This window comes from Arthrobacter sp. B10-11 (assembly GCF_033142195.1).
In the GTDB taxonomy this organism is placed as follows: Bacteria; Actinomycetota; Actinomycetes; order Actinomycetales; family Micrococcaceae; genus Arthrobacter; species Arthrobacter oryzae_C.
Map to the genome: position 1 here is coordinate 151,549 of NZ_JAWMTH010000007.1, position 25,873 is coordinate 177,421.

Genomic DNA, 25,873 nt, shown 5'->3' on the forward strand with positions numbered 1-25,873 from the left:
ACCACCTGTGCCCCACAACGGAAACTGCCCGTGCCTGTCCGGTGAGCAGTATGCGGACTGCTGCGGCCGGTTCCATCGCGGCGACGCAGATGCCCCTACGGCGGAGCAGCTCATGCGTTCCCGGTACAGCGCCTTTGTGGTGCAGGATGCCGCCTACCTGCTCCGCACCTGGCATCCGGACACGCGGCCTGCGGAACTCGAACTCGATCCGGCCATGCAGTGGCGCCGCCTGGACATCGTTTCCACCGGCCGCGGCGGACCCCTGGATTCGGAGGGGACCGTGGAGTTCAAGGCCCATTTCCGGCATGACGGAGAACGGGGGGTCCACCACGAAACCAGCAGGTTCGTGCGCGTGGACCGCCGCTGGTACTACCTCGACGCCATCATGCCCTAGGTCCGGTCATGCTTTACCGGTCAGCGTCAGCCTCCACCGGCGTGAAGCCGGCCCGGTCCACCTTGCGATGGAAACGCATTCCGGCCAGGCCGCCCAGTACGGCCCCGATCATGGCCACGACGGCCACGACGACGGCGGCGATGATGCCGGTGGTGGTCAGCTGTCCCTCATTCACCGGGATGCGCGGGAAGCTGTTCAGGCTGGCCAGGATGTTGAAGCGCTCGCCGGCGATCATCGCCAGCACTGCAACAACCACTGCGAAGATCACGGCCCAGATCCACACCATGAAGCCCTGCTTGGCACCGTTGAACCGCGCCATGCGGCCGGCAACGTAGCCGCCGCAGTAGTAGGCCACAAAGAGGATGGCCAGCAGCACGATGATCCCCACCAGGCCCACGCTCTGGTCGGAGGAGGCCTGGTTCACTGCCTCGTTCACGTCCGTGCTGGTGGCGAGCCCCACGGCAGTTCCGGCAGCTGCGACCAAGGCCGTCAGCAGGACGGCCATTCCCGTCGCGGCCAGCCAGCCAAAGAAGGCGGAACCGATCTTGATCCCGCCGAACTGCTCTTTTTCGCGGGCAACCACGGTCTCGCGGGTGGCGGCAGTCGGGTCGGCTGCCAGGGCGTGTCCGCCCGTGGGCGGCACCGCGTAGGCGCGGGTGTCGTCGTCGTAATCCGTGCCGGCGTCGTAATCGCGGCTGGCCTGCGGGGCGTCAGCGTAGCTGCGCCGGCCCTCCAGCCTGTCTTCGACGCGGCCGCCGTCCATCCGTGTGGCGTCGACGCTGTCGGCGCCCTCAGCGCGTGCGGCGCGTCGCGACTGTCTGTCTTCGGGCCCTACTGTGCTGCTCATCAGGCGTTCTCGCTTTCATCGATTGAACCGCGCCCATTGCTTGGGCGGGCCACCGCTATGCGGAGACGTGCATGGTGGTCCTACGTCCACCTAACCACGCCATGGCAGTGGTAGCAAGGGTGCTTAGCATCTCCGGCGGGTCGAAAAACGGCGTGAATCAGCGGTATTTGCGATGCAGGTTCTCCTTCACGGACGCCCGGGGGGACGCATCGGCGATCCATGGTCCGGTGCCTTCGGACTGGTCCAGGACGCCGGCCTCCAGCCAGGTGTAGTCGCCGGCGAGCACCTTCTCCGTCAGTTCGCGGTCGGCGTCGTCGGTGTTCCGCCACAGCTGGTCGAAGTATTCGTCAACGCGGACGCGCGCCTGCTCGCAATAGGCTTCGGCCAGCTCATAGGCGGTGCCTGCCTGCTCGGGTGAGGTGTGAAGCAAGCCTTCGGCCCGCGAGCAGCACGCCGCCATGGCGAACAGCTCGGCGCCGATGTCCACAATCCGGCCCAGGAACGCCTGCTTGTGTTCCAGCTTGGCCTGCCAGCGGCCCATCCCGTAGAACGTCTGCCGGGCAAGCCGGCGCGAGGACCGCTCAACGAACCTCAGCTGCTTGGCAAGCCTGCCGAATTCCGTGTAGGACCGCGGGTCCATCCCGGCGCCCGCCACCAGCTTGGGCAGCCACTTCGCGTAGAAGCCTGAAGCGCCGACGGCGGCCCTCGCCTTGTCGGAAAGGCTGGCCTCCGCGGAGGCCAGGTCCCCGGCGGCGGCCAGGTGCGCATCCACGGCTTCACGGGCAATCAGGAGCTTCATGATTTCCGAGGAACCCTCGAAGATCCGGTTGATCCGGAGGTCCCGGAGCTGTTGTTCGGCCGGCACCGCCCGCTCGCCGCGGGCCTCCAGGGAATCCGCCGTCTCAAAACCGCGCCCGCCGCGGATCTGCACCAGTTCGTCCGCAATTCTGCAGCTGATCTCCGTGGACCAGAGCTTGGCGAGGGCGGCCTCGATCCGGACGTCCTTCTGGCCGGCGTCGGCCATTTCGGCGGACAGTTCGAACACGGCGTCCAGGGCGAAGGCACTCGCGGCGATGAACGCTATTTTCTTGCCCACGGCTTCGTGCCTTCCCACCGGCCGGCCCCACTGGGTGCGGGCGTTGGACCATTCGCGGGCGATCTTCAGGCTCCACCGGCCGGACGCCACGCAGAGGGCCGGAATGGAAAGCCGTCCGGTGTTCAGGGTGGTGAGGGCAATCTTCAGGCCCTGGCCTTCCCGGCCAAGGCGGTTTGCTGCGGGTACGCGCACCTGGTGGAACCGCGTCACGCCGTTCTCGATGCCGCGCAGCCCCATAAAGGCGTTGCGGTTTTCCACCGTGATGCCGGGGGAGTCCATTTCCACCACGAAAGCGCTGATGCCGCCCTTGTGGACGGTGCCATCGGAATCCGTGTGTTGCGGCACCAGTGCCATGACCACCACCAGCTCCGCTATCACGCCGTTGGTGGTCCAAAGTTTCACGCCGTCCAGAATGTAGGCGTCGCCGTCGTCCGTGGGAACCGCGGTGCTGCCCATCCGGGCGGGGTCGCTTCCGACGTCCGGTTCCGTCAGCAGGAACGCCGTGATGGCGCCGGCGGCGCAGCGGGGAAGGTACTCCTGTTTCTGTTCCGCGGTGCCGAACACCTTCACGGGCTCCGGCACGCCGATGGACTGGTGGGCGGAGAGCAGGGCGCCGAGGCTCGGGTGCACCGAACCCAGGAGGGCAAGCGCCCGGCCGTAGTACACCAGGGAGAGCCCCAGGCCGCCGTATTCGCGGGGGATCTTCATGCCGAAGACGCCCAGCTCGGCCAAGCCGGCAAGGTATCCGTCCGGAATCCTGGCGTCCCGCTCGATCACGCGGCCGGACATCGTCCTGCAGTAGGCGGTGAGGCGGGCCATGAACTCTTCGCCGCGTTCCACATCCTCGCTCCGGGCCTCAGGCCAGGGATGGATGAGCGAGAGGTCGAAGCTGCCCAGGTACAAGCCCTTGGCGAAGCTGGGCCGGTCCCAGGAACTTTCCCGGGCGGCCTCGGTGATGGCGCGGGCATCGGCTTCTGTGGCCTCAGGCCCGATTTTTTCGGGGGCGACGGGAACGTCGGCGGCGGGACTGTCAGTGGCAGAGCTCACGGGGCATCTCCTCTAACCGGGGTGGCCGGCTCGAGCCCTGGGTCCGCCTCGGGTGGAGAACCCTTCAGCTGTCCCTCAATGCTACCCGCGGGTAAGTTCCCGTGCTAGGGGCAGGCTGGCCCTGAAAGTCGCCGGGGAGTTCCACGGTGGAGGCGTGGTGCACCAGCCGGTCCCACAGGTGGTTGATGCCGTGGACCAGTCCCAGCAGGGTGCCTGCGACGATGAACCAGGCGAAGCGGCCCACCCCCACGAGCACCATGGCCAGGAAAGCGGCCGTCATCATGAAACCCACAATCAGCATCGCAAACACCAGTGTTCCAATAAACACCAGAGTGCCTGTTTCAACTGCGCTGAGATCGAACTGCATGGTTTCCCCCTGCGTCATTGCCTGGATGGATCAAGTAGCACGAGCGTAGGGTGCGGGCGGCACTGCCAACCAGACCCGGCGTGCCGTGGCGCGGGGGTTGATACGGGATCGAAATGCTACCGGGGCGTAGGTCACAGCGCGGTCACTGAAACCCCACCAGTAACATGCGTAACAGGACTGGCGAGCGGTGCAGCCGCCACCGGGGGCCCGGCCTGCCCGCGCGGGCCCACTGCGTTAACCTTGTAGTTGGCAGTTTTCGGGTTTTCCGCTGCCCGACGAGTCTTGCGGCAGCTGAAGGAGAGTGTGTGTCCCGATCCGCCCCGTCCTCCTCGGACGCGATCAGTGCCCGGCTCCGGGACCTCGAACTCCTGACCAAAGGGCCGGCCTGGGCGCTCACCAGGTCCGCCCCCTGGGTTATCGCAGTCCTGCAGGCTTCCTTCACCCGAACCCGTCCGCAGCTTCCGCTGGAAGAGTTCCATGCCGACGTCGATGCCTTCCTTGAGCAGCTCCGCCGCCAGGACCCCGGGCTGGGCGGGATGGCCAACGGGAAGTCGTTCGGCGATGAATGGACCCGCAAGAATTTCCTGACCCGCCGCAACCAGTCGGGGCAGATCGTGTACGAAGTCACGGAGCCCGCTGCCCGCGTGCTCGCCTTCCTGGACAGCCTCTCCAGCGAACGCTCCACCCTGAACGGTTCCCGGCTGGGGACACTGCTGGGCGACGTCGAAAAGCTCGCCAATGAGACGAACCCGGACCAGACCGCCCGGCTGGAGTCCCTCGAGGACGAGATCGAGGAGCGGCAGCAGCTCATCGAAGACATCAGCTCCGGCGACTTCGACGGCTTGCTGGACGACGACGAGGCCGTGGAGGCCGCCGGAAACATCCTGGACCTCGCAGCCAGCCTGCCGGCGGACTACAAGAAGATGCGCGACCGGATCGAGGAACTGGTGGGCGAGCTCCGCAACCAGATCATCGAGGAGTCCCTCAGCAAGGGTGCCACCATGGCGCAGGTGCTGGAGGCGGACAAGCGGCTCCGGCAGAGCCCTGAGGGCAGGACGTTCCGTTCGTTCACCGCATTCCTGGAGGATCCCCAGCAGCAGCTGCGTTTCCGCTCGGCGATCGGCGAGGTGCTCAGCCGCCAGTTCGCGGACGACCTCAGCCATGAGGACCGGGAGACGCTGAAGAACCTGGTGGCCGAACTCCGGACCCAGCACAGCCAGATCCAGCGGATCTACGGCAAGCTCAGTGAAAGCCTCAACACGTACGTGCAGAGCGACGATTTCCGCCAGTCCGTGCGGCTGCGGAAGGTGCTGCGTGAAGCCGAACAGGCCATCCGCTCACTGCCTTACGAACGGGAACGCCCGGGACTGGTGCCCGGACCGGTGCTCTTCAATGCGGGCTTCGAATCGTTGGCCATGGTCAAGCTCTTCGACCCGGACGAGTTCGCAACGCCACCCAGGCTTGCCGATCCCATCGCGTTCAACGATTCGGACCGCGTGCGCTCGCCGCGCACCGGAAAGGCCAGACCGGCAGCCATCCGCGCCGCGCTCGCCGGGGCCGCGACCCTCCCGGAGGCCTGGGGGCAGCTTCCGCCGGAGGAACGCCACATCAACTCCATCCGCGCGCTGCTGTCCCACGCACTGCAGGACGGCGCCGGCTTTGACCGCGCCGGCTGGGATGCCATCGACTTCGAACAGATAGACGGCACCACCCGCAAGGCTTTCCTCCCGGTGGTCACCCTCACAAAGGATTCGCATGACTGAAGAGATTACGACGACGGCGGATGCCGCCGTCGACGGGGACAGCCCGGAAGCCCCTCCGGCCCCGGAACATGCCCACCCCGACCCCTTCACCGTGACCCCGCGGGACACCTTCGTGGATGGCGCCGCGCTGTTCCCGGGCGATACCGGCGTGCTCCCCATGAAGGTCCGCCAGGCCCTCGTCAAGCTGTTGAAGGGCCCGTACATCGACGGCGGCCGGGACGAAAAGCTCTGGACCACACTGCTGGACAACCAGCTGATCCTCCGCAGCCGCCTTTCCGAGCTGTTCCTGACCCTCCAGCTGGACCACGAACGCAAGGTGGCAGTGCTGCGCCCGGTGGACCCGGACGCCATCGGCGGCAGCACCCGCTCCAGCATCCTGCGCCAGCAGCGTGCACTCAGCCGCGTGGAAACCATCGTGCTGTTGCGCCTGCGGCTCCTCCTGGACCGCCATGTCACGGCCCAGACGGATCCAACGATTACGCGCGAGGAAATCGCCGAGCTCGTGGCCCACTACCAGCCTTCCGGCCAGCAGGACGCACTGCGCGATTCCGACGTCGTCAACCGCGCCATCACCAAGCTCCTGGCCCGCCAGCTCCTCATCACCACCGGCCTCGACGACGTCTACACCATCTCCAACGCCCTCCCGCTGGCCCTGCCCTTCGAGAACATCGGCGACATCCCCGCCCACATCGAAGCCCTGGTAGCTGCCACGGCAGACCCCGCGGGCACCGAGCCCCTTTTGGAACTCGACGGCGAGAATCCCGTTCGCTCGGATGACGACACTGAAGACGAGGAAGGAAGTACCAAGTGAGCATCGCAACCATGCTGCCGATGGGCGAGCTCACCAACCCCGGCCAGATGCGGCTCGCGCTGGTCCAGGTGGTCAACTGGGGCACGTTCCATGGCGCCCACACGATGCACGTGGACCGCAACGGCACCCTGCTTACGGGCAACTCCGGCGTCGGCAAGTCCACGCTGTTCGACGCCATGCTGCGGGTCTTCGATGCGAGGCCGCGGTCCAACGAGGCCGCCGCCCAGCGCTCCGGCGCCGTGGAGGACAAGCGGACCACGTTCACCTACATGCGCGGCAAGGTGGGGGACAAGGCTGTGGGTGAAGGCTCGGCCAGTGCCTTCCAGCGGCCCGGTGCCACGTGGTCCGCCGTGGCCCTGACGTTCGATAACGCGGCCGGCACGAAGGTGACGGTGTCGGCGCTGTTCGACCTGCCAAAGAACGGCACGGAGTCCAGCGTCGGGCGGTACTACCTGATTGACAACAAACCGCTGGACCTTGCCGCGATCGAGGGAATTGCGGAGAAGCGCTTCACCAAGGCTGCGCTGGATGCGATCTTCCCGGACGCCCAGGTCTTCGATGTGCACAAGGCGTTCGCCGAGCGGTTCCGGCGCCTGCTGGGCATCAATTCGGACCAGGCCCTGCCGCTGCTCCGCGTGATCCAGGCCGGCAAGGGCCTCGGCGGCAGCGTCAACACGTTCTTCCGGGACCAGGTGCTGGACGCGCCCGCCACGTTGGCCGCGGCGGACGACGTCGTCGAGGAATTCAGCAACCTGATGTCCATCCGCCAGCGGCTGGAGGACGTGCGCCAGCAGCGCGACCAGCTCGCCCCGGTTCCCGGCCTGAACAAGGAATATGCGCAGTCCCTGCTGGATGCGAACCGGCTCCGCGAGCTTGCCGGCGAAGAGTTCGATGCGTACAAGCAGCAGCTCGCCGTAACTGTCCACGAGACGACCCTGGCCCGCTTCAAGGGGCTCGCCCAGTCGAAAGCCAAGGAGCTCGGCGCCGAGCGCGCGGTCCGGGACAGCCTGGCCAAGGACCTGCGGCAGCTTGAAGCGGACTACAACAACCAGGGCGGCAACGCGATCTCCGCGATAGAGCAGTCGCTGGAAAACGCCCGGGTGGGGCTGAAGCTCCGCCAGCAGGTCGAGGACTCGGCGCGGAAGGCGCTGGCCGATGCCGGACTCGATCTCGAGTGGACGTCCGAGGGCTGGGAGCAGGCCCACACCCAGGCCGCCGCACGCTCCGCCGAATTGCAGGACGACTCCGAAGCGCTCAAGGAGCTGCGCTTCGAGGCATTCGACGGCCATGCCACCAAGAAACGCGAACTTGCGGCGGCTCAGCAGGAACTCGTCTCGCTGAAGACGCGCAAGTCCCTGCTGCCGCCGTCGAGCATTGAAAACCGGACCGCGATCGCCGCTGCAACGGGCGTGCCGGAGGAGCTGATGCCGTTCGGCGGCGAGCTGATCGACCTCGCCGAAGGGGAGGAGCAGTGGCGGCCGGCCGCCGAACGCGCGCTGCGGAACCTCGCCACCACGCTGCTGGTTCCCGGCGTGCACTTCGCGGCCGTCACCCGCTACCTGAACGACCACTCCATCCGCGGCGCGCTCCGCGCCGTCGACGTGTCCAAACCGCTCGCCGGCGGCGCCCTGGCCGTTGAGGACGTGGCCGACGGCGACCTGCTCACCAAGCTGGACATCCTCACCACCGGGACGGCGGGCGACGCCGGGCAGTGGATCCGTGAGCGGATCGCGGTTGATTTCGCCTACCCCTGCGTCGAGGACCCGAACGAACTCGCTGCGCTGGACAAGGGCCTGAGCCTGGGCGGTGTGGTCAAGCGAAACCGCCACACCGTGGAGAAGGACGACCGCTTCACCAGCAGGCAGGACTACGTCCTCGGCTTCGACAACGCCTCGAAGCTGGAGCTCGTGGCCGCGCAGGTGGAGGACCTGCAGCGGGAACTGGCCAAAGCCGCCGAACTTGCGCAAAGCCGCGAAGAGTCACACCAGGGAATGACCCGCCAGCTGGAGGCCTTGCGCCGGATCGCCGAGGACCACCGGCCCTGGGAGCAGGTGTCCGCCGCGGTGGCGCAGGACGAGCTCGCGAAGATCGAGCAGCGCCTCCAGGATGCCCTCGCAGCGCAGGCCGACCTGGAACCGCTGCGGGCAAACATAGAAGCGATCCGGCAGAAGCACCAGTCCAGCACCGAAGCCGCAGCAGTCCTGCAGAGTGAATACAAGGCGCTGGACCAGCAGCTCACCGCCGCGGATTCGCTGCTGGACGCCGCGCGGACGCGCCTGGGCCAGGCACCGCCGTCGGACGCCACCGTTACCGCGCTGGAACCCTACTTTGCCGGCGCTGGCGACATCACGGAAATGCACGAGCTGGACAACGTAGCCAACCAGGTGCGGACCCGGCTCCTCGCCGAGCTGCACGCGGCCGAGTCCCGCGGCCAGGCCACGTCAGAGCGGCTCACCCGGATGTTCGAGGGGTTCGTGCGGGAATGGGGCACGGCGATCTCCGCGGACCACGGCACGTCCATCGGCGCCGCAGGGGAGTTCGAGGCCCGGTACCACGCCATTGTCAGCGACGGCCTGCCCGCGCAGGAGGCCGAGTTCCGGCAGTTCTTCAACCAGCGCACGCACGAATCGTTCAGCACGCTGCTGCACCTGCTGGACGAGGAGCGCCGGTCCATCACCAGCCGGATCCTGCCGCTGAACGGGATCCTGTCCGAGGTCAACTTCCACGAGGGCAGCTTCCTGGAACTGGACATCAAACAGACGCTGCCGCCCAGCGCGAAGCAGTTCAAGGACGCCATCCAGAACGCACTGCGGACCCGGCACACCCGGCCCGCGCGTTCCGCAGGTGCGGCGGCTACGGGTTCCGGCGCCTCCAGCCCGGAAACGGACGACGACGCCGAGCTCACCAACCGCTACAAGTCGCTGGAAACGCTCGTGAAGCGTTTGGGCTCGCAGACGCCGGAGGACCGGCGCTGGCGGGCAGAGGTGCTGGACGTGCGCGGGCACCTTTTCATCCAATGCAAGGAGCACCGCGAGGTACAGGGCCCGCGCGGCAGCAAACGGACCGACGTGTTCATGCACGCGGACACGGGCTCCATGTCCGGCGGCGAGCGGCAGCGGTTCACGGCGTTCATCATGGCCGCTGCCCTGAGCTACCAGCTGGGCATCGCCGAGCAGGGCTTCACCACCTACGGCACCGTGATGATGGACGAGGCGTTTGTCCTCGCGTCGGAGGAGTTCGCCGGGGCGGGCATCAAGGCGCTGCACGAATTCGGCTTCCAGTTGCTGCTGGCGGCGCCGGAGAACGTGATCGACCTGTCCAGGCACCTCGGCTCCGTGACGGAAATCCTGCGGGACAAGCGCACCAACCGCTCCGGTGTGCTCACCGCACCCGTGATCGGGGGAGGGGCCGACGGGCAGTGGAGGTCCGAGGCGAACCCGGTGGACATCGTCCTGCGCTGACCTCACCCGCCCAGCGGGATCCTCTCTCACTTCCTGCCGGGTTTCGGCGGATCCAGGATGTGAGAGAGCGTCCGGGAATTGGGTGCAGGATCTGAGAGAGCGTTCGGGAAAGTGCCGGCCGGCCTGTCAGGGACGGGCTGCCCGGCAGGCGTCGATTTGGGACTGGACGATCGCCCCGTAGTGGGCCACCAGCTCGTCGAAATCCCAGCCTTCGAACATGCCGAGCGTGCGCACAGCCTCGCCAAAACCCGTCATGAGCGCCACCACCGTGGAAGCGTAACGCCGGTCCGGCGTCGTGTCTTCGAGGAGCCCGGCCATGCTTGCAAGGTACCGTTCGCGCGTGTCTGCGCGGGCGGCGTCGGGCGTCGGGGAGTCCTGGATGCTGAACGGGAGCATGGCCCACGGCTCCTGCAGCCCGCGCTCCCGCCGCATCAACACGCGGAACACGAGCGTCGCGCCCAGCTCCGCGGCCGGGACGTCGAGTTCAGACAGCAACGACTCGTCCGGTTTGGCGGCGGCGAACAGTTTCTCCTTGGAACCGTACAGCTTCATCACCAGCGCCGCCGAGACGCCGGCGTCGGAGGCGATGTCGCGGACGGTCACGCCGCGGTAGCCGCGTTCGCCGAACAGCCTCCCGGCGGAGTCCAGGACGGCATCCCGGCTGGACATCCCGGCCGCGCTCATGCGTCCACCAGCTGCCCGGCCGGGGAGTCCATGGCCAGGTCCGCGGACACTGAGCGGTTGTCCACCGCCAGTTTCCGTGCCATGGCCTGGTGGGTCGCCGGGTGCAGCAGGGTCACGATGTAGCGGCCGGCAAAGGGCAGCGGCAGCGAATACCGGCCCGCTGAATTGGTCCGCACGGTAGCCACATGTTCACCGGACGCCTGCAGCAGCGTCACTACCGCGTCCGGCAGTACTGCGCCGTCCGCTGACGCGGTTCCGGCGAGTTCCAGGCGGTCCTCCAGATGGAAATTCTGCTGCAGCGTGCGGCCGTCAAAGTCGAATACCTCCGCCATCGGCGCCCAGCCGGCGGCATTGGCCACCATGAGGTACTTGCCCGCGCCGGGCAGCGCCACGGAATAGTTGCCGTCGCTGTCCACCCGGCTCCAGTCCACCGGTTCGCCGCCGGTCTGCAGGACGGTGACGACGGCGGGAGTGACGGGTCGGCGGTCGGCTGTCAGGACGCGTCCCTGCACCACCAGTTCGGCGGCGGGTGCAGGGAGTGCTGCCTGGGCGGCGGCCGCGGCCCGGGGTATGAACACCGCAGCCACCATGGAAGCGGCGGACGCCAGGGCAGCCATCCAGAAGACGTCCTTGAACGCCTCAAAGGACGGCAGCCGGGCGGATCCCACGGTGAGGGTCACGGACGTGAGGACGGCGGCGACGGCTGCGCTCGACGTCGAGGTTCCAATGGACCGGACCAGGCTGTTGAGGCCGTTGGCCGAGGCTGTTTCGGTGATGGGCACGGCGCCCATGATCAGGGTGGGCATCGCGGCGTAGGCGATGGCGGTGCCGATGCTCACCACTGTGGAGCCGATGATCACCGACGCAATGGAATCCCAGAAAAAGACGCGGCCCACGTAGCCGACGACCATGACGGCGGCACCCGCGATCAGCGCCGACTTCCCGCCGAAACGCCGGATGATCGCGCCAGAAACGGGAGCGAAAACCACCATGGCCAGGCCGGACGGGACCATGCAGAGGCCCGCGGTGATCACGCTCAGCTGGAACCCGTAACCGGTGGAGGCGGGCAGCTGAAGCTGCTGGGTGGTCAGGAGCATGTTGGCGAACATGGCGAAGCCCACCAGGAGGGACGCCAGGTTGGTCAGCAGGACAGGGCGCCGGCCGGACGTGCGGAGGTCCACCATCGGCTGGCTGACCTTCAGTTCGTACGGCAGCCAGGCGGCAAGGAGGACTGCGGCGGCCAGGAACAGCAGCAGTACCGGCTCCGAACCCCAGCCCCAGGAGCCGCCCTTGGAGATGGCCAGGAGCAGTGCCGCCAGGGCGCCGGAGAGAATCACTGCGCCGAGGTAGTCGAACCGGCCCGGCGTGCGCACTTTGGATTCGGGGACCACCAGGACGACGGCGGCGAGCAGCAGGGTACCGGCGGCAGCGGAGACCCAGAAGATGGATTCCCAGCCCAGGCTTTCGTAGAGAACTCCGGCGAGTGGGAGGCCCAGGGCGCTGCCGATGCCCAGCGTGGCACTCATCAGGGCGACGGCGGAGCCCATCTTTTCCTTGGGCAGCTCGTCACGCATGATGCTGATGCCCACGGGAATCAAGGCCGAGGAGAACCCCTGCAATGCCCGGCCGACGATGAGCCACAGGAAACTTCCCCCGACGGCTGCCACCACCGAACCGGTAACCATGATGGCGAGGCAGATCACCATCATTTTGCGTTTCCCGTACATGTCCGCGCTGCGGGACACAATCGGGGTGGCCACGGCGCTGGAGAGGAGCGTGGCGGTGACGAGCCAGGAGGCGTCGTCGGCCGTCACGCCGAGGATTCCGGGGAAATCCGGAAGGAGCGGCACCACGAGGGTCTGCATGAGCGCCACTACGGTTCCGCTCAGCGCGAGGACCGCCGTGATGGCGCCGGGTGACAGGGATCTGCTGCGGGATTGGGTCATGGAACCTTCTGGCGTGTGCTGGCCACCGGGGTGAACGCGTGTTTACTCTCTTTAGAGTGAACCACTGTTCACCCCGAACGCTCCACATATTTGGCCGTGTGACTCCTCACTTTTGACCCGGACCTGGCCCGGCGGGGAGCATTGAGACAATTACGTTACGCAAAGCTTCCGTAATTCACAGAAGGATAGGCTAGCCTTACTTGAGTTCGCATCACTTACTTAAGGAGTCCCGTGGCTTCCCTTCTCCCACGCCGCGCCCTGCTCAAGACCGCAGGCACTGCGACGGCCGTCCTGGCCGCCGCCGCCCTTTCACTCACCGCCTGCTCCACCGGTCCGGCAGCATCCGGCGCCGGCACCGCAGCGGCGAGCCAGTCAGCCAGTTCGCAGTTCCCCGTCACCATCAAGCACGTCTTCGGTGAGACCACCATCGAGTCCCAGCCGCAGCGTGTCGTCACGGTTTCCTGGGTCAACGACGATGTTGCGCTTGCCCTGGGCGTTGTTCCGGTCGGCGTTCCCAAAAATGAGTGGGGCGGCAATGACAAGGGATCCACGCCGTGGAAGGACGCCAAGCTGGAAGAGCTCGGCGCCGGCTTCGGCACCGGGAAGGCGCCGGTCCAGTTCTCCGAGGCGGACGGCATCAACTTCACGGAGATCGCCAAGCTCAACCCGGACGTCATCCTGGGCGCCTACTCCGGCCTGACGGAAGAGGACTACAAGAAGCTCAGCGAAATCGCGCCGGTTGTCGCCCACCCCGAAATCGCCTACGGCACGTCCTGGCAGGATTCCACCAGCATCATCGGCAAGGCCCTGGGCAAGGAAGCGGAGGCTGCCAAGCTGGTCTCCGACACCGAGGCCACCATCAAGGACAAGGTCTCCAAGTACCCGCAGCTGGCCGGCAAGAGCTTCATCTACGGCAACCTGGAACCTGCCAAGAGCGACGGCGTGAACGTCTACACGGCCAACGACAACCGTCCGCGCTTCCTCTCGGAGATCGGCATGACGCTGGCTCCCGTTGTCGAGGAGAACTCGAAGGGCTCCAAGGAATTCTTCATCCCGTGGTCCGCTGAAAAGGCCAACGAGCTCGAATCGGACATCTTCGTAACCTGGGTCCCTGACGCCGCCACCACTGATTCCATCAAGGCCGACCCCCTGCTCGGCCAGATCCCGGCCATCAAGAACGGTGCCCTGGTGGCCGACTCGGACAACACGCTCACGCTGTCCATCTCGGCGTCATCGCCCCTGAGCCTGCCGTGGTCGCTGGACACGTTCCTGCCGCAGCTGGCCAGCGCAGCGGATGCAGTGAAGTAAGAACCCCGCCATGACACCAAGTACGACGACGGCGGGTCCGGGCCATGCTTTGAGCTCGCCTTCCAGCCGTCCCGCCCAGCGCGAACGGACACATAAGGCCCCGCGGGCAGCCGGAAGGCATGCCGCGTGGCTGCTGGCCGCCGTCGTCGTACTTGTTCTTGTTTCTGCAGTATCGCTGGCCGTCGGCGCCCGCGGACTTCCCCTCGAAACCGTGTGGGAGGCGCTGGCCCGGTTCGATCCGGCCAACGGCGACCACGCGGTGGTCCACGCGCGCATCCCGCGCACTGTCCTGGGCCTGCTTGCCGGCGGGGCTCTCGGCCTGGCGGGCGCCGCCATGCAGGGCGTGGCCCGCAATCCGCTGGCCGATCCCGGCATCATGGGAGTCAACGCCGGAGCCGCGCTGGCCGTGGTCACCGGTATCTACGTCTTTGGGATCTCCTCGCTGACCGGCTACATCTGGTTCGCGTTCATCGGCGCTGCGGCGGCCGCCGCCCTCGTTTACCTGGTCGCCTCGCTGGGCAGGGACGGTGCGACGCCGGTGAAGCTCGCCCTCGCCGGTGCCGCCCTGAGCGCCGGACTGTACTCGCTGATGAACGTCATCCTGGTCTCGAGCCAGGACACCCTGGACCGGTTCCGGTTCTGGCAGGTGGGCGGCATTGCCGGGCGCGACTGGTCCGTGGTGCTGCCCGGGGTGCCGTTCCTCATTCTTGGCGCAGGCATCGTGCTGGCAACGGGCCGGATCCTCAACAGCCTCGCACTGGGCGACGACATAGCCCGCGGGCTCGGCCAGCGGGTGGGCCTGGTCCGCGGCATCACCGCCCTGGGCATCGTGCTGCTGTGCGGTTCCGCCACGGCACTGGCCGGACCGATCGGCTTTGTGGGGCTCGTCATTCCCCATGCCGTCCGCTTCCTCACGGGCCCCGACTACCGCTGGATCCTGCCGTTTTCCCTCGTCCTGGCGCCGGTGCTCCTGCTGTCCGCCGATATCCTGGGCCGCGTGGTCCTCCTGCCCGGCGAAGTCCCGGCAGGCATCATGACGGCCCTCGTCGGCGCCCCCGTCTTCGTGTGGCTTGTCCGCCGCGGGAAGGGGGCCGGGCTGTGAGCAGGTCTGACCTGGCCCACGTGGGGCGCGAACTCGGTGACAACGCCCCCGGCGCCGGGCCTGTTGCTGAGCGCGGTGCCGGGCGCGAACGGGCAGATAATGCCCTCAAAACCGCGAAAACAGGGCATTATCTGCCCGTTCGCGCTGGTGTGCTGACCACAACCGTGCTGAACCGCACCACAGTGAACCGGACCGCAGTCCTGGCGTTCGCCGTCGTGGTCCTGTTCGCCGTCAGTGTGCTGCTGGGCAGTTACACCGTGACCATCCCGGACTTCTTCAAAATCCTGATCGGGCACGTTACCGGCGGCCCGAAAATCCCCGGCGCAAGCTTCATCGTGATGGAAAACAAACTTCCGCGCGCGGTGATCGGCACCATGATCGGCGCCGCCTTCGGCCTGGCCGGGGCCCTCTTCCAGACCATGCTCCGCAACCCGCTGGCCAGCCCCGATGTCATCGGCATCAGCTACGGGGCCAGCGCCGCCGCCGTCACGGCAATCGTTGTTTTCGGTGCGTCCGGCGCCGTGGTTTCCGGTGCAGCCCTCGCCGGTGCACTGGGTGTCGCCGCCCTCATCTACGCGATTTCCCGCAGCGGATCCCTCGGCTCAGGGGCCCTGGGGTCCGGTGGAACCGGCAGCGCCGCCGGCAGCCGGCTGATCCTGGCGGGCGTGGGCATCGCCGCCGCACTCCACGCCGTGGTCAGCTTCCTCATGACGCGGGCGGACATCCGCACCGCCGCCGACGCCCTGGTGTGGCTCAACGGCTCCCTCAACTCCGCCAGCTGGGACCGCGCCGGCGTGCTGGGGCTTGCACTCCTGGTCCTCGTCCCGGCCGCTGCCGCGCTGTCCGGCCCCCTGCGCATCCTGGAACTGGGCGACGACACCGCCGCCGGCCTGGGCATCAGGGTCGGGTTCACCCGCCTGGCCGTTGTGGTAGTGGCTGTGGCGCTTGCGGCCGTGGCGACGGCGGCAGCCGGACCGGTTGCGTTCGTCGCCTTCCTGGCCGGTCCCATCGCCCGCCGCTTCACCGCGAAGGCCAGCCTTCCGGCGTCGGCCTGCGTCGGGGCACTGATCGTGCTGACGGCGGACTACTTTGCCGCAAACATCGCGCCCGTGCTGCTGGACGGCACCGTCCTGCCGGTCGGCGTGGTCACCGGCGCCCTGGGCGCACCGTTCCTGCTGTGGCTGCTGGTCACTTCCAACCGAAAGGATGCCTGAGATGGCTGTTCTGCGCGCCACGGACCTCACCCTCAAATACGCCCAGCGCACGGTGGTTGACGGGCTCGATGCGGAAATTCCCGAAGGCAAGGTGACCATGATCGTGGGCGCCAATGCCTGCGGCAAGTCCACCCTGCTCCGCGGTCTGTCCCGGCTGCTGAAGCCGGCCGCCGGCACCGTGATGCTCGACGGCAAGGACATCCACACCCGCTCCGCCCGCGACGTCGCCCGGACGCTGGGCCTCCTGCCCCAGCACCCCACCGCGCCGGACGGCATCACGGTCCGCGACCTGGTGGGGCGCGGGCGCTACCCGCACCAGGGCTTCTTCCGCAGCTTGTCACCGGACGACGACGCCGCGGTGCAGCGTGCGCTTGAAGCCACCGAAACGCTGGACCTCGCCGGGCGCAACGTCGATGAACTGTCCGGCGGCCAGCGCCAGCGGGTGTGGATCGCCATGGCACTCGCCCAGGAAACGGACGTGCTCCTCCTGGACGAACCCACCACCTACCTTGACCTGGCCCACCAGGTGGAAGTCCTGGACCTGATCACGGACCTCAACCGCGCGCGCGGCACCACCGTGGCCATCGTCCTCCACGACCTGAACCTCGCCGCGCGGTACGCGGACCACGTGATTGCCATGAAAGGCGGCCGGATCGTGGCCGAAGGCGCCTCCACGGACGTGGTCACTGAGGACCTGGTCCGGGACGTCTTCGGCCTGGAGTCCCGGGTGCTTCCCGACCCCGTTTCCGGCACACCGCTCATCATTCCCCTCGGCCGGCACCACACCACTGCAACTGAACTGGAGCTCGTTTCATGAAAACCCGCGACATTGCCACCACCGAACCCATGACCCTGGCGTTCGACGTGACGGTCACCGCCGTGCAGGAACTGAGCCCCAACTTCCGCCGTATCACCTTCGGCGGATACTCGCTGCGCGATTTCGGGGTCCACGGCGGCACCCTGGACCTCCGCGTGAAGCTGATGATCCCGTCCCTTGCCGAGGACGGTACCCAGCTGCCGCTGCCTCAATTCCAGATGGAACAGTCCGGCTGGTACCGGGAATGGCTCGCCATGGACCCGACGACCCGGGGTTCCATGAGGACGTACACCGTCCGGCAGGAACGGCTCGACGCCGTCTACCCCGAGATCGACGTGGATTTCGTGATGCACTTCGACGCGGAGGGCAACGGGGGGCCGGCCGCCAATTGGGCCCTGAACGCCAAACCCGGCGACGCCCTCACCATCATCGGTCCCAACAACCGGGCCGCACACTGCGTCACGGCCGAGATCTATTCCGGCATCGAATGGCGGCCGGGCCTGGCCCAGCGCGTGCTGCTCGCAGGCGACGAAACCGCTGTTCCAGCCATCAGTGCCATCCTGGAAAGCCTCCCGCCGTACATGAGCGGGCACGCGTTCCTTGAGGTCCCCGAAGCCGGCGACTTCCTGGACCTGAAGTCGGACGCCGACGTCGAAATCACCTGGCTGGCGCGCGGCGCCTCGATCGGGCGTTCACGCCCCCACGGCGAACTGTTGCAGGAGGCAGTCCGCGCCGCCGTTCCCGAGCCGGGCTGGGTGGGCATCAAGGCAGCATCCGGCGGGGCCGGACCGGAACCGGAAGACGTGGACGTGGACCATGACATCCTGTGGGAAACACCCGCGAGGATGGAAACCGCCGCCATTGCTGCCACGAAGAACCCCGGAATGCCCGCAGGCGCCATGCCGTTCTACGCCTGGATTGCCGGTGAAGCGGGAGTCATCAAGGAGATGCGGCGCTATCTGGTGCGCGACGTCGGGATCGACCGGAAGCAGGTGGCGTTCATGGGCTACTGGCGTCAGGGCAAAGCGGAGCTGTAAAGACTCGAGTTCACCCGGTTGACTCCAACGCTCTCTCACTTCCTGCGCGTTATCTTGGCACGCTCTCGCACTTCCTGTCGCTCAATCGCAAACGCTCTTTCGCTTCCTGTGGCTGGCCGTTAACCCTGCCGTTTCTTTTCGCGGCTAGGGTGCCGGGGTGGGTTCATTTCCTTTACTTCCGGACCGGGGAGGGCGACGGCGGTTTGTCGCCCTGGGGGATTCGTTCACCGAGGGCGTGGGGGACCGGAGCAAGCGGCTGCCCAACGGGGTGCGCGGATGGGCCGACCGGGTGGCCGAAAAGCTGGCCAAGGCCGAACCGGGGTGGGAATACGCAAACCTCGCCATCCGCAGCAAGAGGCTTCGCCACATCATCGACGAACAGCTGGAACCGGCGCTCGCGATGGAACCCACGCTGGTGACCTTGTACGCCGGAGGCAACGACATCCTCGATTTCGGCACAGACGTGGATGCGCTCATGGCCGAGTACGAATCCGTTGTGGCCCGGCTGGCCGGCACGGGTGCCACGGTGGTGCTGTTCACCGGTTTCGATGTCAAGGTGTCCGCCGTCCTGGAGCCCCTGCGGAAGCGCAACACCGTCTACAACCGCCGCGTCCGCGAAATCGCGGCCAAGTACAACGCCGTGCTGGTGGACTACTGGTGCTTTGATGCGTTCCACGACCGGCGGATGTGGGATTCGGACCGGCTGCACATGTCCAAAGCCGGCCACAAATACCTTGCCGCCCAGGTCCTGGACCACCTGGGCGTGCCGCACAAAATCAGCCCGCTGGAGTGGGATCCGCCGTCGAAACTAAGCCTGCGGGAGTGGGAACAGCGGCAACGCCGCTGGCTGCACGACTGGGTGCTGCCGCTTTTTGGCCGCAAACTGCGCGGCGTGACGTTGGGGGACAGCCTCAGTCCCCGGTGGCCAGAACCCGTCACAGTCCCACGGAAAGGCGGACTGAAGAAACTCGTCGAGAAGATGCCCGAGCCGGAACCCCGGGGAAACTAGCTGTCCAGCAGGTTTTCGAAGCCAGGAGCCACCCTGCCGGCATGGAATTCTTCGACGTCGAACTCCGCCACCCCGTTCGTGTAGAACGGGTCCTTGACCAGCGACGCGTCCAGGCTGGCGCGGTCCGCATTGGAGAGCAGCAGGGCGCCGGTGCGGGGGATCTTCCGGCCGGCCACAATGAAGATGCCCCGGTCGAAGGCGTCCTGCAGCCACTCGACGTGGGCTTTGAGGTGGAAATCGACGATCTCTTCGGGGACCTTGTAGGTCAGGGAGACTACGTACATGCGGACAGCCTACCGGTTCCCGAATCGCCCCCGCGAGCGTTCCCCGCCTCCGGTCCGGGGCCGCCTAAGGGAGCAGTTTGAGCGCGCTGTTCCAGTTGTACTCGGGGTAGGCGCCGCTGAGCTGCAACCCCACCACCAGCAGCTGGAAGGCTTCCAACTCCCGCGCGCGGCGCAGCGGCCCCACGTCGATGGCGCGCAAACCGGAATCATTGATGAAGCTGGCCACGGCCGCCTTGGCCTCGTCGGAATCGCCGGCCAGCAGGACATCCAGCGTCTGCCCGGCAACTTCCCCGGCAGCCAGCGTGGCGGCGAAGACCGTATTGAAGCCCTTGACCACGTTCGCTCCGGGAACCAGCGCCTGGATTTCCTCGGCCGCGGAGCTTCCGGCGGGCACGGTCAGGGAGTCATAAGTTTCCGTATTCACGGGGTTGGAGATGTCCACGATCGTTTTACCGTCCAGCGCTGTGCCGTAACGGCTGGCGATTTCCTTGGACACATCGAAAAAGGTGGCCAGGATAACGATGCTGCCCTCGATGTCCTTTCCGGTGGTTCCGACGGAGGCGTTCGTTTCGGAAGCCAGGGCGGAGGCAGCCACGGCATCGCGGCTGAGGATCTGGATGCTGCGCCCCGCGCTGGCAGCCCTGGCGGCGATGCCGGCCGCCATGTTTCCGGTGCCGATGATCGTGATGTCCGTCATGACGCTTCCTTCCATCGGACAGCCGGGGCTTGAACTGTCAATGATTTTTTCTCCTAGGATGTATCCATGACCGAACCCCGCTGGCTTAACGCCGATGAGCGCCGCGCCTGGCTTGCCCAGCTGAGCATCAACACCTTGCTGCCGGCGGCGCTGGACACAAAAATGCACGCAGCGGGCAAGCTTTCCCTCTTCGACTACAACGTACTCGCCATGCTCTCTGAAGCGGAAGGCCGCTTCCTGCCGATGAGCGAACTCGCCGCCCGGACCAGCGCATCGCTGTCGCGGTTGTCCCATGTGGTCACCAAGTTGCAGAACCGCGGGTGGGTGGAACGCCGGCCGCATCCCCGCGACGCACGCGTTACAACCGCCCACCTGACCGACGCCGGCATGGCCACCATCGTGGAGCTGGCACCCGGCCACGTGGAAGCCGTCCGGTCGCTGTTCCTCGATGCCCTGACCGATCGCGACGTCGCCGACCTGGCCCGCATCGGGGAGAAAATCGTGGGCCGCCTGGATGCCGACCACTGGATCCTGCGGGAGCCCTGACCGGCCGTACGGCCCCGGCGGGTAACCGCTGCTTTGTTGCTCCCGGCAACGGGATGGCAGACTGTCGATATGGATTTTTCCGCCCGTTATGTAGCCCTGGGAGATTCGTTCACGGAAGGGCTCGGCGACGACGATCCGGCCCGGGCCAACGGTGTGCGCGGCTGGGCAGACCGCGTGGCTGAGCAACTGTGCGCCGCGGACCCGTCGTTCGGCTACGCCAACGTCGCCATCCGGGGCCGGAAACTTCGGCAGATCATGGCCGAGCAGGTGGATGCCGCCGTCGAACTTAAACCCACCTTGGTGACCATTTACGCGGGGGCCAACGACATCTTCCGCCCAAGGATCGACATTGACGGCCTTTTGGCGGAGTACGACGCCGGCATCCGCAAGTTGAGTGCCACGGGTGCCACCGTGGTGATGTTTACGGGCTTTGATGCCCGGGGTTCCAAGGTTTTCGGCACGATGCGCGGCCGTACCGCCATCTACAACGAGCTGGTGCGCGGCATCGCAGGCGACCACGGCGCCCTGCTGGTGGACTACTGGCGCTTCAGCGAATACTACGACTGGGGCATGTGGGCCAAGGACCGGATGCACATGTCTGCCGCAGGGCACGCAAACATGGCCAAGAGGGTGCTGACCGTCCTTGAGCACGACCACTCCATCGATGTGCCGCCCATGACCCCCGTTCCAGAGCTGAGCCGGGCGGACGCCATTCGGGCCAACGCGCGCTGGGTGCGGGAGCACGCCGGCCCCTGGGTGATGCGCCGGGTCACTGGACGGTCCTCGGGCGACGGCCTCCAGCCGCGGTACAGCCAGCTCACCCGACTTTAATTTTCGCTGGCGCTTCCGCCGGAACTTACCGCCGGAAGCCCGCCGTCGCGACCAGTCCGCCGCCAGCCCGGACTGCCAGTACGTCGATGTCCCATCCGTCCGTGGCACGGTCCAGCATCGGCATCCCGCCGGCCACGATCGCCGTCGCCAGCACGTCGGCCGTCACAATGTCCGCCGCTGCGACGGAAACCTGGCGGAAGGCCGGAGCTGCCCGGCCGCCACCGGCGACGGTGCCCGGCCCGCGGCCCGCTCCGGTCCCTCCGCCAGCCGCCCAGATGTGGTCTCCCCGTTCGGCGGAACCGGAGGTCGCCAGCGCCAGCTTCGCCTCCGGGTGGCCGCCCAGCGGATAACCGGCAATCAGGGTGCGGCGGTCCGCGGGGTCGACAATCCCTGCCCGCCACGGCTCACGGGAACCGGACACCGTGGTCCCCGCTCCGGCGCTCGCCGGCACGGGAGATCCACTGACCAGCACATCGCCGCCGGCATTAAGGCACCAGTCACGAAGGCCCAGCGCCAGCAGGGATGTTCCCGCCTCCCCGATGGCATGTCCCTTCACGATCCCCGACAGGTCCAGGACGCCGTCGGGCCGTTCCGGGGTGAAGGCCCCTTCGGTCACCAGCCGCCAGCCCACGGCATCGGCGTAGAGCCGTCGCATGTCCTCGGACGCATCCGGCAGCATAATTTCGGCCCGCGCTATCCGGCTCGCCTCCGAGTCGGGGCGGTAGAGGCTGAACGTCTCGTCCAGCCCGGCAAAAAGCTGTTCGACGACGGCGGTGGCCGCTACCAGCTCGTCCTCGCCCGAGGTTGAGGGAACGGTCAGGCTGACTACCGTTCCCATGCAGTTGAAGGTCCTGGCCCGCAACGCGGGCCGCCGCAGGGGTTCAGCCCGGTTGCGGTTTTCAGAGATTCGCTGCATCGATGGCCGCCTGGAGGGAGCTCAGGTAGGCGTCGCTGGTCACAGTGGCGCCTCCGATGGTCTGGACGTCGGCTGACTGGGCGGCGAGGACTTCAGCCTTAAGGAGGGGTGCCGCCCGGTTGCTGATCTGGATGGACTTGCGGTCGTCATCTGTCAGCTGCAGGGCCTCTACGTCGGTGATGGGCCCCGCTTTCACGGTGATCTGGACCTGGACTGCGCCGAAACAGGTCTGGACCACGCTTCCTGTATACGTCCCGCCGGGCTTTGCGGCGGCACCCGTGGCGGGTTCTGCTGCCGCGCCCGAGCCAGCCCCTGTGGCGCCGGACGAACCTTCGGCGCCCGTGGCACCGTTGGTTCCCGCCGAAGTGCTGGCCGCGGCGCTCCCCGTGTCCTCCACATGGATTCCTGATTGCCACCCGGCAAGGAGGATGCCCGCGGAGGCGAGTGCTGCCGATACTGCTCCCCGTATTCTCACCAGTCAAACCTTTCGTAGTGGAGTTGGTCTTCCCTGACACCCGCGGCACGGGCATCGTCAAGGACGTTGCGTGCCCACGCCGCCGGGCCGCAGACGTAGACGTCCGCGCCGGCGATGTCGGGGGCATAGTCCGTTAGCCGGTAGCCGGTGTCGGTGGCATGGCCGGGGAGCCAGCTTCCCGGCTGCCCCGAGCGGGCGCCCGTCAGGTGGAATACGGTGGCACCCCGGTTCCGGGCAAGTTCCAGGATTTCGTCGCCGAGGTACAGTTCCTGCTCACTGCGGCCCCGGAGGATCACGGTGGCTTGTCCCGGTGCGAAAGGCGTGGATTCCAGGAGGGCACGAAGTGGCGTGATGCCGATCCCGGCACCGATCATCACCACCTTGTCCCGGCTCCGTGCCGCGGTGCTGAAAATGCCGTACGGTCCCTCCACCGCGACCTTCGTCCCGGGCTTCAGGCCTGCAAGTTGGGCCGATCCCCGCCCCAGGTTGCGGACGGTGATCCGCAGCAGGCCCCGCCCTGACGAATCGAACTGCAGCGGCTCGGCGGAGAGGCTGAAAGGATGCGGGTGCCACCACAGGCCGGGAGCCAGGAAGCGCCAGATGAAAAACCTTCCGCCGGTTCCGGCCAGCTCATTGAGCCGCAGCCCGTGCATCTCAATGCTGACCACACCGGGTGCCACCCGGACCACGCGGCTGACGGTCAGCTGATGCCGGAATGTTGCGATGAGTGGCTCGAAGAGGCGGTAATGCAGGAGGGCCGCGCCGGTTGCGATGCATACGGCCAGCCAGTACCAGCGTTGCCAGGTACCTTCGGCGAACAGCCCGCCCACACTGAACTGATGGGGCAGCGAGGTGACGACGGCGGCATAGGTCAGTAGGTGCACGGCGTACCAGAACTCGTAGGGAAAGCGCCTGCGGACGGCAACCAGCGAAGTCACCACCACGGCGACAAAGAGCGCCATCGAAATGAAGGCCAGCCACATATCCGGCACCAGCACCCAGAGGGAAACCGCTTCGCTGAGCGGATCCAGCCCCTCGGCCAGGCCGTAGCCCGTGGCGATGAGGATTCCGTGCGCCAGCAGGAGGTAGAGCGACGGTTTGCCGAGCTTCCGGTGGAATTCCAGGGCGCGGTCGTGGCCTACGGTCTGGTCAATGAGTGGAATCCGTGCCGCGAGCAGCAGCATCAGCAGGACAAGGTCCATGCCGGCCAGCCCGGCCACAATGCCCAGGGCGGTGAAAGCTCCGGCGGGTGTCGAGACACCCGTTGCGCCGCCGTCGGCCAGCCACAACGCCACAGCGGCCGCAAGGGAAGTCCAGGCCGCCGTCGTCAGCAGGTCTGCCCGCAACAGGCGCCGGCGGTGCCGGGCCGCAAACGTGCCAGGTCCCTTACGCGAGCCCGGAGAACCGGCGGGCAGCGCCGGGAGGAGTTGTGTGTTCATGCTTCAACGGTGCGGCCCGATCCTTTCGTTCTGCTGTGAAAAGGCTGCGGCTCCGTTGTGACCTGTGCAGGTGCCCGACGAGGCACTTTCAGCCGGTGAGGAGTGCGGCCTTATACACCCGCAGCGGGCAATTCCGGCTACCCGATTGGCCTTTAATTAGTCAAGCTCGTAGACTTGGTAGGCGCTAGGTGGCGCGGAGCGTGTGCAATTGCTCCGGTTGGCGGGATCTGTCCAAACATTCGACAGTCCCGAAGGCCGGTAGTTAGGGGCTCAAGTTGCGTGCACTCCTGTATTCGCCCAGTATCCCGGTACTTCGCAGTGGATTCCGCTGCCCGGTACTCGTGGCCAATCACGTTCGCCCCTAGGGACGGAAACAGCCGGCTTTCACCGGCTTTCCACGCCTGCGGACATTCTGATGTGGACGCTGGATGCGGACGCCGCCTATCGCACGGGACGCGGAACTCTGCGGACCGTTTCATTTATTTTCATGAGGAGAGTCGTCATGGCAGCACACTGCCAGGTGACCGGAGCCGAGCCGGGCTTTGGACACAGCATTTCGCACTCGCACCGCCGCAACAAGCGCCGGTTCGACCCGAACATCCAGAAGAAGCGCTACTGGGTTCCGTCCCTGCGCCGTAATGTCACCCTGCAGGTCTCTGCACGTGGCATCAAGACCATCGACGTACGTGGCATCGACGTTGTCGTCGCCGCAATCCTGGCACGAGGAGTGAAGCTCTAGTGGCAAAGGACAAGGACGTACGTCCGATCATCAAGCTCAAGTCGACCGCTGGCACGGGTTACACCTACGTCACGCGCAAGAACCGTCGTAACGACCCGGACCGCATGGTTCTGAAGAAGTACGACCCCCGCATCCGTAAGCACGTCGAATTCCGAGAGGAGCGCTAAGCACTATGGCTAAGAAGTCAATGATCGCTAAGAACGAACAGCGTAAAGTCATCGTCGAGCGCTATGCCGCAAAGCGCCTCGAACTGAAGAAGGCCCTGGTTGACCCCAACTCAACCGACGAAGCACGCGAAGCTGCACGCCTCGGCCTGCAGAAGCTGCCCCGCAACGCCTCCCCGGTACGTCTGCGTAACCGCGACATCATCGATGGCCGTCCCCGCGGTACCTTCCAGAAGTTCGGTATCTCCCGTGTTCGCTTCCGCGACATGGCTCACCGCGGTGAGCTCCCGGGCATCACCAAGTCTTCCTGGTAATTCACCACTGCTGCTAAGCCAGCACTGCTGATTCCAGTGGTCTAAGAAGGGCCGGCAACCTCACGGTTGCCGGCCCTTCTTGCGCTTAACCGCTTTTTCGTCCGGCCTCGATCAGGCGCGGTGATGCAGCACACAGAATCCACGGACGACGCCGGCGCCCCGGAAAGTGCCTCCGGTGGCCGTTTCGCCGCGGATTGGCGGGGTTTGGGGGCCATGCGGGGGAGGGTTTGCGGTGGGGCCAAAGTAGGTGTATTGTTTTCTAAGTCGCCGAGAGGGGGCCGGCGAGGAGCTGGTTACCGAAGGCGACCAAAACCCCTTCTAAACAGCCGAAAAACGGTTCGCCACTTGGCGTGCGGTTCGAAGGCGGGGATGGTCTCGATGACCGGCAGATCGCGGAAACGCTGATTTGCTTTGAGTCTTGAGTTCAGGTAAGTTTGCGAAGTTGCTCCGGAGCGAGCTGCGACTGGCTGGATGTTGGTTGTGGTGGTGCCGGGTGTGTCTGTTGTTTGAGAACTCAATAGTGTGCCAAGTTTGTTGATACCAATTGTTTTATTGATTGGTTGTT

Annotated in this window: 26 protein-coding genes; 15 read left to right on the forward strand and 11 right to left on the reverse strand. The window is 66.5% G+C overall.

Features of this window, described 5'->3' with window-relative positions; translation table 11 throughout:
* The first annotated feature begins 7 nt into the window (after window positions 1-7).
* Entirely contained in the window at window positions 8-394 is a 387-nt protein-coding gene (locus RW112_RS19640; protein ID WP_317783368.1) for a YchJ family protein, read from the forward strand.
* A gap of 13 nt (window positions 395-407) precedes the next feature.
* Here the strand turns inward: RW112_RS19640 and RW112_RS19645 are convergent, their stop codons facing one another.
* From RW112_RS19645 to RW112_RS19655, 3 genes are all read right to left on the reverse strand, one after another.
* Window positions 408-1,241, reverse strand: coding sequence for a hypothetical protein (locus tag RW112_RS19645; protein WP_317783369.1), 834 nt, complete (start codon window positions 1,239-1,241; stop codon window positions 408-410).
* A gap of 157 nt (window positions 1,242-1,398) precedes the next feature.
* Window positions 1,399-3,384, reverse strand: coding sequence for an acyl-CoA dehydrogenase family protein (locus tag RW112_RS19650; protein WP_317783370.1), 1,986 nt, complete (start codon window positions 3,382-3,384; stop codon window positions 1,399-1,401).
* 64 nt (window positions 3,385-3,448) lie between these two features.
* Window positions 3,449-3,751, reverse strand: coding sequence for a hypothetical protein (locus tag RW112_RS19655; protein WP_305942716.1), 303 nt, complete (start codon window positions 3,749-3,751; stop codon window positions 3,449-3,451).
* Window positions 3,752-4,056: 305 nt separating this feature from the next.
* Here RW112_RS19655 and RW112_RS19660 point away from each other — a divergent pair, with 305 nt between their 5' ends.
* Genes RW112_RS19660 through RW112_RS19670 form a run of 3 tightly spaced genes read left to right on the forward strand, consistent with a single transcriptional unit; the run spans window position 4,057 to window position 9,786 of the window.
* Window positions 4,057-5,514, forward strand: a complete 1,458-nt coding sequence (locus RW112_RS19660) for a DUF3375 family protein (RefSeq protein WP_317783371.1) — start codon at window positions 4,057-4,059, stop codon at window positions 5,512-5,514.
* Complete coding sequence (locus RW112_RS19665) at window positions 5,507-6,325, forward strand: DUF4194 domain-containing protein (RefSeq protein WP_317783372.1); 819 nt, start codon at window positions 5,507-5,509, stop codon at window positions 6,323-6,325. The genes RW112_RS19660 and RW112_RS19665 overlap by 8 nt, the downstream gene beginning before the upstream one ends.
* The gene (locus tag RW112_RS19670; protein WP_317783373.1) at window positions 6,322-9,786 is read left to right on the forward strand and encodes an ATP-binding protein; all 3,465 of its coding nucleotides are present in this window, start codon (window positions 6,322-6,324) and stop codon (window positions 9,784-9,786) included. Before RW112_RS19665 ends, RW112_RS19670 begins: the two co-directional genes overlap by 4 nt.
* 126 nt (window positions 9,787-9,912) lie before the next feature.
* On the opposite strand, the gene RW112_RS19675 is transcribed toward RW112_RS19670, so the two are convergent.
* Both RW112_RS19675 and RW112_RS19680 read right to left on the reverse strand, forming a co-directional pair.
* On the reverse strand, window positions 9,913-10,470 hold the full coding sequence (locus RW112_RS19675) for a TetR/AcrR family transcriptional regulator (RefSeq protein ID WP_317783374.1): 558 nt from the start codon (window positions 10,468-10,470) through the stop codon (window positions 9,913-9,915).
* Window positions 10,467-12,416 carry an MFS transporter gene (locus tag RW112_RS19680; protein WP_317783375.1) on the reverse strand — a complete coding sequence of 650 codons (1,950 nt, stop codon included), beginning with the start codon at window positions 12,414-12,416 and terminating at the stop codon, window positions 10,467-10,469. Before RW112_RS19680 ends, RW112_RS19675 begins: the two co-directional genes overlap by 4 nt.
* Window positions 12,417-12,647: 231 nt before the next feature.
* Here RW112_RS19680 and RW112_RS19685 point away from each other — a divergent pair, with 231 nt between their 5' ends.
* The 6 genes from RW112_RS19685 to RW112_RS19710 all read left to right on the forward strand — a co-directional run bounded on the left by RW112_RS19685 (window position 12,648) and on the right by RW112_RS19710 (window position 18,903).
* Window positions 12,648-13,724 (forward strand): iron-siderophore ABC transporter substrate-binding protein, encoded by a 1,077-nt coding sequence (locus RW112_RS19685; protein WP_317783376.1) that lies wholly within the window; start codon window positions 12,648-12,650, stop codon window positions 13,722-13,724.
* Window positions 13,725-13,734: 10 nt separating this feature from the next.
* On the forward strand, window positions 13,735-14,826 hold the full coding sequence (locus RW112_RS19690; protein ID WP_317783377.1) for a FecCD family ABC transporter permease: 1,092 nt from the start codon (window positions 13,735-13,737) through the stop codon (window positions 14,824-14,826).
* A gap of 131 nt (window positions 14,827-14,957) precedes the next feature.
* A complete protein-coding gene (locus RW112_RS19695; RefSeq protein ID WP_411709948.1) occupies window positions 14,958-16,040 on the forward strand; it encodes a FecCD family ABC transporter permease in 1,083 nt (360 codons plus the stop codon).
* A 1-nt stretch (window position 16,041) separates the two neighbouring features.
* Window positions 16,042-16,857 (forward strand): ABC transporter ATP-binding protein, encoded by an 816-nt coding sequence (locus RW112_RS19700; protein ID WP_317783378.1) that lies wholly within the window; start codon window positions 16,042-16,044, stop codon window positions 16,855-16,857.
* Window positions 16,854-17,894, forward strand: coding sequence for a siderophore-interacting protein (locus RW112_RS19705; protein WP_317783379.1), 1,041 nt, complete (start codon window positions 16,854-16,856; stop codon window positions 17,892-17,894). Before RW112_RS19700 ends, RW112_RS19705 begins: the two co-directional genes overlap by 4 nt.
* A 157-nt stretch (window positions 17,895-18,051) precedes the next feature.
* Window positions 18,052-18,903 carry an SGNH/GDSL hydrolase family protein gene (locus tag RW112_RS19710; protein WP_317783380.1) on the forward strand — a complete coding sequence of 284 codons (852 nt, stop codon included), beginning with the start codon at window positions 18,052-18,054 and terminating at the stop codon, window positions 18,901-18,903.
* Here the strand turns inward: RW112_RS19710 and RW112_RS19715 are convergent.
* Together RW112_RS19715 and RW112_RS19720 are read right to left on the reverse strand one after the other, a co-directional pair.
* Window positions 18,900-19,187 (reverse strand): YciI family protein, encoded by a 288-nt coding sequence (locus RW112_RS19715; protein WP_305942704.1) that lies wholly within the window; start codon window positions 19,185-19,187, stop codon window positions 18,900-18,902. The two genes, RW112_RS19710 and RW112_RS19715, sit on opposite strands and share 4 nt — an antisense overlap.
* Window positions 19,188-19,251: 64 nt before the next feature.
* Entirely contained in the window at window positions 19,252-19,884 is a 633-nt protein-coding gene (locus RW112_RS19720) for an NADPH-dependent F420 reductase (RefSeq protein ID WP_317783381.1), read from the reverse strand.
* Window positions 19,885-19,950: 66 nt separating this feature from the next.
* Here RW112_RS19720 and RW112_RS19725 point away from each other — a divergent pair, with 66 nt between their 5' ends.
* On the forward strand, window positions 19,951-20,430 hold the full coding sequence (locus tag RW112_RS19725) for a MarR family winged helix-turn-helix transcriptional regulator (protein WP_317783382.1): 480 nt from the start codon (window positions 19,951-19,953) through the stop codon (window positions 20,428-20,430).
* A 69-nt stretch (window positions 20,431-20,499) separates the two neighbouring features.
* A complete protein-coding gene (locus RW112_RS19730) occupies window positions 20,500-21,261 on the forward strand; it encodes an SGNH/GDSL hydrolase family protein (RefSeq protein WP_317783383.1) in 762 nt (253 codons plus the stop codon).
* A gap of 25 nt (window positions 21,262-21,286) precedes the next feature.
* Here the strand turns inward: RW112_RS19730 and RW112_RS19735 are convergent, their stop codons facing one another.
* From RW112_RS19735 to RW112_RS19745, 3 genes are all read right to left on the reverse strand, one after another.
* Window positions 21,287-22,099: an FAD:protein FMN transferase gene (locus RW112_RS19735; protein WP_317783384.1), complete on the reverse strand. Its 813-nt coding sequence runs from the start codon at window positions 22,097-22,099 to the stop codon at window positions 21,287-21,289.
* Between the two features lie 61 nt (window positions 22,100-22,160).
* The gene (locus RW112_RS19740) at window positions 22,161-22,652 is read right to left on the reverse strand and encodes an FMN-binding protein (protein ID WP_317783385.1); all 492 of its coding nucleotides are present in this window, start codon (window positions 22,650-22,652) and stop codon (window positions 22,161-22,163) included.
* A complete protein-coding gene (locus RW112_RS19745; RefSeq protein WP_317783386.1) occupies window positions 22,649-24,091 on the reverse strand; it encodes a ferredoxin reductase family protein in 1,443 nt (480 codons plus the stop codon). Before RW112_RS19745 ends, RW112_RS19740 begins: the two co-directional genes overlap by 4 nt.
* A 502-nt stretch (window positions 24,092-24,593) precedes the next feature.
* Between RW112_RS19745 and rpmB the strand changes: the two genes are divergently transcribed.
* The 3 genes from rpmB to rpsN are packed head-to-tail and all read left to right on the forward strand — an operon-like array spanning window position 24,594 to window position 25,308.
* Window positions 24,594-24,830: a 50S ribosomal protein L28 gene (rpmB, locus tag RW112_RS19750; protein WP_011693744.1), complete on the forward strand. Its 237-nt coding sequence runs from the start codon at window positions 24,594-24,596 to the stop codon at window positions 24,828-24,830.
* Complete coding sequence (rpmG, locus tag RW112_RS19755; RefSeq protein WP_011693743.1) at window positions 24,830-24,997, forward strand: 50S ribosomal protein L33; 168 nt, start codon at window positions 24,830-24,832, stop codon at window positions 24,995-24,997. The genes rpmB and rpmG overlap by 1 nt, the downstream gene beginning before the upstream one ends.
* A gap of 5 nt (window positions 24,998-25,002) precedes the next feature.
* Window positions 25,003-25,308 carry a 30S ribosomal protein S14 gene (rpsN, locus tag RW112_RS19760; protein WP_043485315.1) on the forward strand — a complete coding sequence of 102 codons (306 nt, stop codon included), beginning with the start codon at window positions 25,003-25,005 and terminating at the stop codon, window positions 25,306-25,308.
* 293 nt (window positions 25,309-25,601) lie between these two features.
* Here rpsN and RW112_RS19765 read toward each other — a convergent pair.
* A partial coding sequence (locus RW112_RS19765) for a hypothetical protein (RefSeq protein WP_317783387.1) occupies window positions 25,602-25,873 on the reverse strand: 272 nt, incomplete at its 5' end.